The organism is Pseudomonas sp. PDM21 (assembly GCF_014852505.2).
Classification (GTDB): Bacteria; Pseudomonadota; Gammaproteobacteria; order Pseudomonadales; family Pseudomonadaceae; genus Pseudomonas.
Genome location: NZ_CM181223.1, coordinates 5803575 through 5815274, shown reverse-complemented (window position 1 = coordinate 5815274; position 11700 = coordinate 5803575). Strand labels below are relative to the sequence as shown.

At 65.4% G+C, this 11700-nt stretch carries 11 protein-coding genes; 7 read left to right on the top strand and 4 right to left on the bottom strand.

The window, feature by feature from the left end:
- Nucleotides 1-71 precede the first annotated feature (71 nt).
- Entirely contained in the window at nt 72-986 is a 915-nt protein-coding gene (locus IB275_RS26895; RefSeq protein WP_192292817.1) for a fimbrial protein, read from the top strand.
- Nucleotides 987-1028: 42 nt separating this feature from the next.
- Here the strand turns inward: IB275_RS26895 and IB275_RS26890 are convergent, their stop codons facing one another.
- The 3 genes from IB275_RS26890 to IB275_RS26880 form a co-directional block, all read right to left on the bottom strand.
- A complete protein-coding gene (locus tag IB275_RS26890; protein WP_192292815.1) occupies nt 1029-1430 on the bottom strand; it encodes a YkgJ family cysteine cluster protein in 402 nt (133 codons plus the stop codon).
- Between the two features lie 104 nt (nt 1431-1534).
- Entirely contained in the window at nt 1535-2074 is a 540-nt protein-coding gene (gene idi, locus IB275_RS26885; protein WP_192292813.1) for an isopentenyl-diphosphate Delta-isomerase, read from the bottom strand.
- A gap of 50 nt (nt 2075-2124) precedes the next feature.
- Complete coding sequence (locus IB275_RS26880) at nt 2125-2574, bottom strand: DMT family transporter (protein WP_081515646.1); 450 nt, start codon at nt 2572-2574, stop codon at nt 2125-2127.
- Nucleotides 2575-2700: 126 nt separating this feature from the next.
- On the opposite strand from IB275_RS26880, the gene IB275_RS26875 reads away from it, so the two are divergent.
- A complete protein-coding gene (locus tag IB275_RS26875) occupies nt 2701-3102 on the top strand; it encodes an SRPBCC family protein (RefSeq protein WP_192292811.1) in 402 nt (133 codons plus the stop codon).
- 157 nt (nt 3103-3259) lie between these two features.
- Here IB275_RS26875 and IB275_RS26870 read toward each other — a convergent pair whose 3' ends face one another.
- A complete protein-coding gene (locus IB275_RS26870; protein ID WP_192292809.1) occupies nt 3260-5284 on the bottom strand; it encodes an NADPH-dependent 2,4-dienoyl-CoA reductase in 2025 nt (674 codons plus the stop codon).
- A gap of 191 nt (nt 5285-5475) precedes the next feature.
- Here IB275_RS26870 and IB275_RS26865 point away from each other — a divergent pair, with 191 nt between their 5' ends.
- The 5 genes from IB275_RS26865 (at nt 5476) to fdhE (ending at nt 11588) form a co-directional block, all read left to right on the top strand.
- Entirely contained in the window at nt 5476-5664 is a 189-nt protein-coding gene (locus IB275_RS26865; RefSeq protein ID WP_081515654.1) for a hypothetical protein, read from the top strand.
- A 153-nt stretch (nt 5665-5817) separates the two neighbouring features.
- A complete protein-coding gene (gene fdnG / locus IB275_RS26860) occupies nt 5818-8895 on the top strand; it encodes a formate dehydrogenase-N subunit alpha (RefSeq protein WP_192292807.1) in 3078 nt (1025 codons plus the stop codon).
- An 8-nt stretch (nt 8896-8903) separates the two neighbouring features.
- Entirely contained in the window at nt 8904-9836 is a 933-nt protein-coding gene (gene fdxH, locus IB275_RS26855; protein ID WP_081515660.1) for a formate dehydrogenase subunit beta, read from the top strand.
- A gap of 57 nt (nt 9837-9893) precedes the next feature.
- A complete protein-coding gene (locus IB275_RS26850) occupies nt 9894-10520 on the top strand; it encodes a formate dehydrogenase subunit gamma (protein WP_081515662.1) in 627 nt (208 codons plus the stop codon).
- 135 nt (nt 10521-10655) lie between these two features.
- The gene (gene fdhE, locus IB275_RS26845) at nt 10656-11588 is read left to right on the top strand and encodes a formate dehydrogenase accessory protein FdhE (protein ID WP_192292805.1); all 933 of its coding nucleotides are present in this window, start codon (nt 10656-10658) and stop codon (nt 11586-11588) included.
- The last annotated feature ends 112 nt before the right edge of the window (nt 11589-11700 follow it).

The following is an 11700-nucleotide window of genomic DNA, read 5'->3' as shown; positions in this document are numbered from 1 at the left end:
GTTCCGTGTTGGTGCTCATGTCGTTTTCCGGAAGTGTGCGGGCCGATTGTGGTTTCGACAGCGGCGCCAGAATGAACTCCGCTGTCGTGACGTTACCTGGTTCACTCAACGTAAAGCGCGATGCCGCAGTGGGTACCATCCTTTTTGATTCGGGCTGGGCCAATGGAGGCAGCACTCGGGTCGGTTGCTTCGGCTCCGGATTGGCGACCTACGGCTATTCGTCATTCATGCAGGCGGTCCCAGGACAGGCACACGTATATCAAACTGGCGTTCAGGGCGTTGGAATCAAGGCGGCCTACTCGAACAGCTATGGTTCTCAACCCTCGAACATCGACAGCGTCAACCTCAACAGTGGTTCGTCGCTGATGGACTGGCCTCGCTTATCACAGGCCTATACGTCGGTTCTGTACACGCCGGCTGGGCTTTATCGCGTTCAGCTGGTCGTGACGGGGCCGCTGGCGACTGGCAGTAATACCATGACGTTGCCCAGCCCTGCTGCGCGGACCTACTACGGAAGCCTGCTCAGCAACCAGGCCGTTTTCACCAATACGACAGTCGTGGTGCAGACGGTTGCCTGCACAGTCACGACGCCCAGTGTCACGGTGCATTTGAGGCCAGTAAAAATCAGCGATTTCAAGGGCGTCGGGAGCTCCATCGGACAAACGCCTTTCACCGTGCGCATGAACTGTCCCAAGGGCGCTGTGGTCTCGTACCAGTTTGACGGCACAAGTCCTGCGGGGGTTTCCGGCACGGGTCTGTTGGCCAATGGCACAGGAGCCAATATGGCAACGGGGGTAGCGGTCCAACTGGTCAATGCCAGCGGCACGAGTGCCTTCCCCTTGGCTACCAAGACCTCACTGGGCACGGCAACGGTCGATAACCAGCCGATGAACATCGATCTCTTCGCTCGCTATTACCAGACGCAAGGCCGTATCAGAGGCGGCAAAGTGAGTTCGACTGCTTACGTGACCATGCACTACCAATAGCCGGCAATGGCTGGGCGGCGAGTGTGGTTCGAGGCGAGGCGGTCAGCTGGTCTTCTTGCGGTAGGCGCAGTAGCCGGGGCGCGGGCCGACCTGCGGGTGGTTGCGGCAGGTGTCCGGGCGCTTGGCGTAGACGCTGCAGAGGCGCGTCTTGCGGTCGAGGAAGTAGCAGTCGCCGTTGCTGGTGCGGGTCAGGGTGAAGATGCCGCTCTTCTGGTTGAAGCGCTCGACGACGCCTTCCTTGAGCAGGCGCTTGGCGATGTTCTTCGCTGGTTCGTCGCGCTCGAATTCGTCGACCACGCCGATACGGATCAGGTCGTTGACGTTCACTTCCGCCGGCATGGTGCAGCAGGTGGCATTGCAGTCCTTGCACAGGCCCGAGGTGTACTTCGCCCAGGTTTCCAGGCGGTCCAGTTCGGCGTTGGCAATCAGCGGTGGTTTTCTCATGGCGGCAAGTCGGTAGCGGTGGCGCGAAGGCGCGCATCATAGTGGTCGGCGCGCAGATTTGCTTGGCCTTTCGACGAACAGAGCGGCGATCAACAGAGGGCGTTCTACAGAGCGGCGATTCCGCCGTTATCGCGCAGATAGTCCCTGAAGGTCGGGTAGCAGATGAGGAACCAGGGCGTGAAACGCTCCGGGTGCGCAGCCATCTCGGCTTCCAGTTCGGGCAGGGCGACGTAGCGGAAGTCGTCGGCTTCCTGCGGATCGGGGTGCGGCGGCTGCTCGTCGACGGCACCGAACAGGTGGCCGTACTCGTGCTCGGTCATGCCGTTGGCCAGCTCCAGGCGATAGCTGAACTCGAACAGCTTGCGCAGCTCGACCTGTACGCCCATCTCCTCGCGCAGCCGGCGTTCGGCGGCGTGCTTCGCGGACTCATCGGGGTAGGGGTGGCCGCAGCAGGTATTGCTCCACAGTCCGCCGCAGTGATACTTGCCCGCCGCGCGGCGCTGCAGCAGCAGTTCACCGGTGCGGTTGAACACGTAGGCCGAGATGGCACGGTGGCGCAGCCCGAGATGATGGGCCTGGTGTTTTTCCATCGTGCCGGTCGGGTTGTCGTGTTCGTCGACCAGGATCACCTGGATATCGGTCATGGAAATCTCCTGCGGGCGAGCCATCCGTGCTCAGAGTAGACGGATGGTTTTCAGCCCTTGCGGATCATCCAGATACCCACGGCGATGGCGGCCATGCCGGCGATCTTCAGGGTGCTCACCGGCGCTTCCTTGAAACCGGCCCAGCCGAAGTGATCCAGCGCCAGTGCCATGCCCAGCTGGCCGGCGAGCACCAGCACCATGAACATCAGCGCGCCGACGCGCGGTGCGGCGAAGGCGGCGATGAAGATGAAGAACATCCCCAGGAAGCCGCCGCACCACTGCCACCAGGGCATCCCGCGCATCGCCGCAAGGCTGGGGAATTCGCGGTTGGCCAGGGTCAGGGCGAGCAGGCCGAGCATGCCGACGAAGAAGGAAATCAGCGCGGCAGCCAGCACGCTGGACACCTGCTTGGCCAGTTGGCCGTTGATGCCGGCCTGAAGTGGCAGGCAGGCGCCGGCGATCAGCGGAAGGACGAACAACCACCAGGGCGGCGTAGGCATGGGAAACTCCGGAAAGGGTCGCAAAGCAGGGCAGCGAAGGGCTGGCCAGCGGTCGATCGAGAATAGTCAGCCGCGTAGTATGCACCAGACTGGAGCATCGCTCCCGCCCCGATGGAGGTCCCGACCATGGCCACCCGTGCTTCCCGCGTGCTGAGCGTCCGCATCGAGCGGCCGCGCGACACTGCCTACGAGTTCCTCGCCGACCCGAAGAACTTCCCCTGCTGGGCCTCAGGCTTGTGCAGCTCCATCGAACCGCTGGACGGTGATCTCTGGCTGGCGCAGACGCCGCAAGGCCCCCTGCGCGTGCGCTTCTCGCCGCGCAACGCGTTCGGCGTGCTCGACCATGACGTGCTGCCCGAGCAGGCGCCGGCCGTCCACATCCCGCTGCGACTGATCGCCAATGCCGAGGGCTGCGAGCTGCAACTCACTCTGCTGCGCCAGCCACAGATGGACGACGCCACTTTCGAGCGCGACGCGCAGTGGGTGGAGCGCGACCTGCAGGCGATCAAGGCGTTGCTGGAGGGGTGATCGCTAGCTCACCGATCACAGAACAAGCACTGAGTAGGATGGGTAGAGCGCAGCGATACCCATGCTGTCCGGGCTAGGAATTGATGGGTATCGCTGCGCTCCACCCATCCTACGTTGAAGAGCACCGGGCATGTCGGTGGGCGCTGAACCTCGGCGGCTACAGCCGCGCTGCCAGCTCCGCACCCTCGCGGATCGCCCGCTTGGCATCCAGCTCCCGCGCCACGCTGGCGCCGCCGATGATGTGGTAGCGCAGGTTCTGCGCCGCCAGCGTCGGCTGCAGGTCCAGCAGCGGTTCCTGGCCGGCGCAGATCACCACGTTGTCTACCGCCAGGCACTGCTCCTGGCCGTCGATGCGCAGGTGCAGGCCGTCGTCGTCGATGCGCCGGTACTCCACGCCACCGAGCATGCGCACGCCGTGCTGCTTGAGGTGCGCGCGGTGAACCCAGCCGCTGGTCTTGCCCAGCCCGGCGCCGGGTTGGCCAGCCTTGCGCTGCAGCAGCCAGAGCTGCCGGCGGGGGGCGGTGGCGCCCGGCGGGATCAGCCCGCCGCCGGTGGCGTTGTCCAGGTCGATGCCCCACTGGCCCAGCCACTGGCCCAGCGGTTGCGGGCCGTCGCGGTCGGTCAGCAGGAAGCTAGCGACGTCGAAGCCGATGCCGCCGGTGCCGATCAGCGCGACCTTCTCGCCCACCGCTGCGCCGCGCAGCACATCGAGATAGCTGAGCACCTTGGCATGGCCGATTCCCGGAATTGACGGCGTACGCGGCTGGATGCCGGTGGCGACTATCACCTCGTCGTACTCGCCGCTCAGTTCGCCGCGCCGGATGCGCCGGCCCAGTTGCACCTCGACGCCCAGTTCACCCAGGCGTACGGCGAAGTAGCGCAGCGTCTCGTGGAATTCTTCCTTGCCCGGCACGCGCTTGGCCAGGTTGAACTGCCCGCCGATCTCCCCGGCGGCTTCGAACAGCGTTACTCGATGGCCGCGCTCGGCGGCGACGCAGGCGGCGGACAGCCCGGCCGGCCCGGCGCCGATCACCGCGATGCGCTTGTGGACGCGTGCCTTGCGGTAGCGCAGTTCGGTCTCGAACGCCGCACGGGGGTTGACCAGGCAACTGGCGCGGCGGTTGGCGAAGGCGTGGTCCAGGCAGGCCTGGTTGCAGGCGATGCAAGTGTTAATCGAGGTAGCGCGGCCGGCGGCGGCCTTTTCTACGAACTGCGGATCGGCCAGCAGCGGCCGGGCCATGGAAACGAGGTCGGCGTGGCCCTCGGCGAGCAAACGCTCGGCGACTTCCGGCGTGTTGATCCGGTTGCTGGCGATCACTGGCACGCGCAGTTCACGGCGCAGGCGTGCGGTCACTTCCGTGAAGGCTGCACGCGGCACCGAAGTGACGATGGTCGGCACCCGTGACTCGTGCCAGCCGACTCCCGTGTTGAGCAGGTCGATGCCGGCGCCTTCGAGGGCTCGCGCCACGGTGCGCACTTCGTCCCAGGTGTTGCCGCCTTCCACCAGGTCGAGGAGCGACAGGCGGTAGCTGATGACGAAGCGCTCGCCCAGCGCACGGCGAGTACGGCGGACGATCTCCAGCGGCAGGCGCATGCGGTTGCCCAGGTCGCCGCCCCAGCGGTCTTCGCGCTGGTTGGTGCGCGGGCAGAGGAACTGGTTCAGCAGGTAGCCTTCGCTGCCCATGATCTCCACGCCGTCGTAGCCGGCGGCGTGGGCGAGCTTCGCGCAGCGCACGAAGGCGGCGATGGTGCGCAGGATGCCGCGCTCGGACAGCTCGCGCGGGGCGAACCAGCTGATCGGCGATTTCACCGGCGAGGCCGAGACCACCAGCGGGTGATAGCCGTAGCGCCCGGCGTGGAGGATCTGCAGCAGGATGCGCCCGCCCTCGCGGTGCACCGCCTGGGTCAGGCGCCGGTGCGCCGGCACCTGCAGGCCGCTGGTGAGGCTGCTGCCCAGCGGCAGCAGCCAGCCTTCGCGGTTGGGCGCAAAGCCGCCGGTGATGATCAGCCCGACACCCCCGCGCGCCCGCTCGCGGTAATAGGCGGCGAGCTTGCCGAAGTCCCACAGGCGGTCTTCCAGGCCAGTGTGCATCGAGCCCATCACCACGCGGTTGCGCAGTTGAATCGGGCCCAGGTCGAGCGGGGCGAGCAAGTGAGGGTAGGGCGAGGCGGCGGACGGCATGGAAGCGCTCTTGGGCAATCAGGTCCTGCCACCCTAACGGGCCGGCGGTGGGCTGGTTAACGGCCCGGCTGCCGTACCGTTCGGGCATTTCGGTCAAGCGCTTCGGTTGACAGACTGGCCACAGGTTCCAGACTCAAACCCATGGCAGGGCTGCAAAGCCCCGATCGCAGGCTGAAGTGACGGAGGTCGTCATGAAAGCGATAAGAACAAGACACGCGCGCCATTACCTGCTCGCTGCCCTCATCGGCGTGGCCCTGCTCGGGCTGCACGAATCCCTCCAGCCGGATCGCGCGCAATCCGCCTGCCGCCCCGACGGCGAGAGTATCTCCTGCGCCTACCCGCCCGTTGCCCATTTGGGGGTACTCGGCAGCGCGTTCTGAGTGACGGGCTGACGCGCGTCAATGCGCCGCTGATCCTCCGCGTGCATGGTCTGCCCCGCTCAAAGCTGGCGCATCGCGCCTGCTTGGCTATCTTTTAAGCAGCAAGGGTCCGGCCATGTCCCGGACGTACGCTGCCTGATCAGGAGACGCACGATGGATATGAACCGTCGGCAATTTTTCAAGGTCTGCGCCGTGGGCCTTGGAGGATCGAGCCTGGCGGCACTCGGGATGGCACCCCCGGATGCATTCGCCGACCAGATCCGCCACTTCAAGCTTGCGCGCACCGTCGAGACCCGCAACACCTGCCCGTACTGCTCGGTCGGTTGCGGCATCCTGCTTTACAGCCAGGGTGACGCGGCCAAGAACGTCGCGCAGAACATCATCCACATCGAGGGTGATTCCGATCACCCGGTCAACCGCGGCACGCTCTGCCCCAAAGGCGCAGGCCTCCTGGACTTCGTCCACAGCCCCAACCGCCTGAAGTATCCGGAAATCCGCGAGGCGGGCTCCAGCGAGTGGAAGCGCATCGGCTGGGACGAGGCGCTCGACCGCATCGCCAAGCTGGTGAAGGAAGACCGCGACGCCAACTTCATCGAGAAGAACGCCCAGGGCCAGACGGTGAACCGCTGGCTGACCACCGGCTTCCTGGCCGCGTCGGCGTCTTCCAACGAAGCGGGCTACATCACCCACAAGGTGGTTCGTTCTCTCGGCGTACTGGCGTTCGACAACCAAGCGCGTGTCTGACACGGCCCGACGGTGGCAAGTCTTGCCCCGACGTTTGGCCGTGGAGCCATGACCAACCATTGGACCGACATCAAGAATGCCGATCTGATTCTGATCATGGGCGGAAACGCCGCTGAAGCGCACCCGTGCGGCTTCAAGTGGGTGACCGAAGCCAAGGCGCACAACAAGGCGCGCCTGCTGGTGGTCGACCCCAGGTTCACCCGTTCCGCTTCGGTGGCCGACTACTACGCGCCCATCCGTACCGGCACGGACATCGCCTTCCTCGGCGGTCTGATCAACTACCTGCTGGAAAACGACAAGTACCAGAAGGAATACGTGCACAACTACACCGACGTCTCCTTCATCGTGAAGGAAGGCTTCGGCTTCGACGATGGCCTGTTCAACGGCTACGACGCGGAGAAGCGCACCTACCCGGACAAGTCCTCCTGGCAGTACGAGCTGGGCGAGGATGGTTTCGCCAAGGTCGACACGACCCTGGCGCACCCGCGCTGTGTGTTCAACCTGATGAAGCAGCACTACAGCCGCTATACGCCGGACGTGGTGAGCAACATCTGCGGCACGCCCAAGGACATGATGCTCAAGGTGTGGGAAGAGATTTCCACCACCGCGGCGCCGACCAAGGTCATGACCATCATGTACGCCCTTGGCTGGACCCAGCACTCGGTGGGCGCACAGATGATCCGTACCGGTGCGATGGTTCAGCTGCTGCTGGGCAACATCGGCATGCCCGGCGGCGGTATGAACGCCCTGCGCGGCCACTCCAACATCCAGGGCCTGACCGACCTGGGGCTGCTGTCCAACTCGCTGCCCGGCTACCTGACTCTGGGCATGGATGCGGAGCAGGACTACAACGCCTTCATCACCAAGCGCACCAGCAAACCGCTGCGCCCGGGGCAGTTGTCCTACTGGCAGAACTACCCGAAATTCCACGTCAGCCTGATGAAATCCTGGTTCGGCAAGGCCGCGACCAAGGAGAACAACTGGTGCTACGACTGGCTGCCGAAGCTGGACATGCCCGGCGCCGGCTACGACGTGCTGCGTTACTTCGACATGATGTACCAGGGCAAGGTCAACGGTTACTTCTGCCAGGGCTTCAACCCCATCGCCTCCTTCCCCAACAAGGCCAAGGTCAGCGCTGCGCTGGCCAAGCTGAAGTGGATGGTGGTGATGGACCCGCTGGCCACCGAGACCTCGGAGTTCTGGCGCAATGCCGGCGAGCACAACGACGTCGACACCAAGGCCATCCAGACCACGGTGTTCCGCCTGCCCACCAGCTGCTTCGCCGAGGAAGACGGCTCCATCGTCAACTCCGGGCGCTGGCTGCAGTGGCACTGGAAGGGCGCCGAGCCGCCGGGTGAAGCGCGTACCGACATCGCCATCATGAGCGGCCTGCTGCATCGCCTGCAGGCGGCCTATCGCAAGGATGGCGGCGCCTTCCCCGACCCGATCCTGGGTCTGGACTGGCCATACCTGCGGCCGGACGAACCGAGCCCGGAAGAGGTGGCCAAGGAGTACAACGGCAAGGCACTGGCGGATCTCGTCGACCCGAACAACGGCATGGTCCTGGCGAAAGCCGGCGAGCAGCTACCGGCCTTCGCGCTGCTGCGCGACGACGGCAGCACCGCCAGCGGCTGCTGGATCTTCGCCGGTTCCTGGACGCAACTGGGCAACCAGATGGCCCGCCGCGACAACAGCGACCCGTACGCCATGGGCCAGACCCTGGGCTGGGCCTGGGCGTGGCCGGCCAACCGACGGATCCTCTACAACCGCGCCTCCGCGGACGTCAGCGGCAAGCCGTGGGACCCGGTGAAGAAGCGTCTGGTGTGGTGGAACGGCAAGGCCTGGGGCGGCACCGACGTGCCCGACTACAAGGCCGACGTACCGCCGGAAGCGGGAATGAACCCGTTCATCATGAACCCCGAAGGTGTGGCGCGCTTCTTCGCCGTCGACAAGATGGCCGAGGGCCCGTTCCCCGAGCACTACGAGCCGTTCGAGACGCCGATTGGCGTCAACCCGCTGCACAAGAACCCGCAGGCGATCAGCAGCCCGGCGGCGCGGGTGTTCAAGAACGACATGGAGCTGTTCGGCAAGGCCGACGAGTTCCCCTACGCCGCGACCACCTACCGGCTCACCGAGCACTTCCACTTCTGGACCAAGCATTGCCGTCTGAATGCCATCGTCCAGCCGGAACAGTTCGTCGAGATCGGCGAGGCGCTGGCCAAGGAGCTCGGGATCAAGGCCGGCGACCGCGTGAAGGTCTCCTCCAACCGTGGCTTCATCAAGGCGGTGGCGGTGGTGACCAAGCGCATCCGTCCGCTGCAGGTCAACGGCAAGACCGTGCACCACGTGGGCATCCCCCTGCACTGGGGCTTCTCCGGGGTTGCGCGCAACGGCTACCTGACCAACACCCTGACCCCCTTCGTGGGCGACGGGAATACGCAGACGCCGGAGTTCAAGTCCTTCCTCGTCAACGTGGAAAAGGCGTGAGGTGAAGCATGAGTAGTCAAGACATCTACGCCCGCTCCGCCACGACCTTGCCGTCACCCTCGGTGCGGCACGAGCAGGAAGTGGCCAAGCTGATCGACGTGTCCAAGTGCATCGGCTGCAAGGCCTGCCAGGTCGCCTGCTCGGAATGGAACGAGCTGCGCGACGAGGTGGGCCACAACCACGGCACCTACGACAACCCGATCGACCTCACGGACCAGTCCTGGACGGTCATGCGCTTCACCGAGCATGAGAACCCGGCCGGCAACCTGGAGTGGCTGATCCGCAAGGACGGCTGCATGCACTGTGAGGAGCCCGGCTGCCTGAAGGCCTGCCCGAGCCCCGGCGCGATCGTGAAGTACGCCAACGGCATCGTCGACTTCAACCAGGACCACTGCATCGGCTGCGGTTACTGCATCACCGGCTGCCCGTTCAACATCCCGCGCATCTCGCAGAAGGACCACAAGGCATACAAGTGCACCCTGTGTTCCGACCGCGTGGCGGTGGGCATGGAGCCGGCCTGCGTGAAGACCTGCCCGACCGGCGCCATCGTCTTCGGCACCAAGGAGGACATGAAGGAACACGCCGCCGAGCGCATCGAGGACCTGAAGTCCCGCGGCTTCGAGAACGCCGGCCTGTATGACCCGCAAGGCGTGGGCGGCACCCACGTCATGTACGTGCTGCACCACAACGACCAGCCCTCGCTGTACGCTGGCCTGCCCGACAAGCCGGCCATCAGCCCGATGGTCAGCCTGTGGAAAGGCCTCACCAAACCGCTGGGCCTGCTGGCCATGGCGGGCGTGGTGCTGGCCGGGTTCTTCCACTACACCCGCATCGGCCCCAACCGGGTCGAAGAGGACGAGGAAGACGGACCCGACCCGCAGGCGCCGGTGCACAAGGTCGACCCTTCGGTGCATGGCTACGATCCGCGTGATCCCCGCTGACTGACTTCTGCCCTCCTCGCGGGGAGGGCGGAAAAGGGCAGCAAGGAGCCCGACGACATGAAAAAAGATATTCAGCGCTACAACGCCAACGAACGGAGCAACCACTGGATGGTGGCCATTCTGTTCTTCCTCGCCGGCCTCTCGGGGCTGGCGCTGTTCCACCCGGCCATGTTCTGGCTGACCAACCTGTTCGGCGGCGGGCCGTGGACGCGCATCCTCCACCCCTTCCTCGGGGTGGCGATGTTCCTGTTCTTCCTCGGCCTGGTGATCCGCTTCGCCCACCACAACCTGGTGGAGAAGCGCGACGTGCAGTGGCTCAAGCAATGGAAAGACGTGGTCACCAACCGCGAGGAAAACCTCCCGGAAGTCGGCCGCTACAACGCCGGGCAGAAGCTGCTGTTCTGGACCCTGCTGCTGTGCATGCTGGTGCTGCTGGTGACCGGTTTCGTGATGTGGCGTGCCTACTTCAGCCACTTCTTCGGCATCGACATCATCCGCATCGCTTCGCTGCTGCATGCCTTTGCCGCCTTCGTGCTCATCTGCAGCATCCTGGTGCACATCTACGCCGGCATCTGGGTGAAGGGTTCGATGGGCGCCATGCTCTACGGCTGGGTCAGCCGCGGCTGGGCGCGCAAGCACCATGCGGCCTGGCTCAAGGACGTGGACAAGGGCAAGGGTCACTGACCTGCAACGCTGCTGAAATGAATGCCGGCTGACACTGGATTGCCAGCCGGCACGGACAGTCCCCTCTCCCCTCAGGGAGAGGGTCAGGGAGAGGGGCTCCTCAGGCCCCGCTCCAAACCCAACAAGGAGTCCTGCGTGTCAGGCCGAATTCTCGAACCCGGGCAGATCGAAGCTGCCGCCAACATCCCCCCGCTGTTCAACCTGCCGTCCCCCGATCTGTTCTCCCGCCGCGCCGCGCGCCTGCGTGAACTGGCGCCGGGCAATCCCCTGCAGGGCTACCTCGAACTGATCGCCGGCGTCTGCGAAGCCCAGCAGGCGCTGCTCGATCGCAAGCTGTTCCTGCAATCGCCGGACGCTGCCGCGCTGGCCCGCAGCCGCGAGCACCGCATGCCGCCGCTGGCCTACGAAGTGCTGGTACGCGAAGGCGCGTGGCTGCCACTGCTGGACGCCTTCCTCGACGCCTATGAAGTCACCGCCAACCCGGCCGTGGCCGAGGCACTGAGGGTCCTGCGCAGCGCCGATTCCGGCCAGCGCAAGGCCTGGGCACTGGGTCTGCTCAACGGCCAGTTCGACCTGTTGCCGCCGGCGCTGGTGCCTTTCCTCGGTGCCGTGCTGCAGGTCGCCTTCAGCCAGTGGCTGCTGCAACTGCCCGACGACACCCTGGCGGAAACCGACAGCCAGACCCTCTGCCCGGCCTGCGGCGCGCCGCCGGTGGCCGGGATGATCCGCAGCCAGGGCAAGCATGCCGGGCTGCGTTACCTGTCCTGCTCGCTGTGCTCCTGCGAATGGCACTACGTGCGCGTCAAATGCAGCCACTGTGCCGAGAGCAAGGGCCTGGCCTACTACTCGCTGCAGCGCGAAGGCGTGGCCAGCGACCAGGCGCCGCTCAAGGCCGAAACCTGCCCCGGCTGCCAGTCCTACCTCAAGCAGTTCTACCAGCAGCACGACAAGCACGCCGAGGCCCAGGCGGACGACCTGGCCAGCCTCGCGCTGGACATCCGCCTCGCCGAAGACGGCTACCTGCGCACCGCACCGAACCTCCTGCTCGCACCCGGTGGCGGCGGTTAGAACCGCCCCTCGTAGGGCGCATAACGCGGAACGCGTTATCCGCCGCCAACCCCATGGCGCGGACATGGCGGATAACCGCAAGCGGTTATGCGCCCTACGAATGCAGCACTTC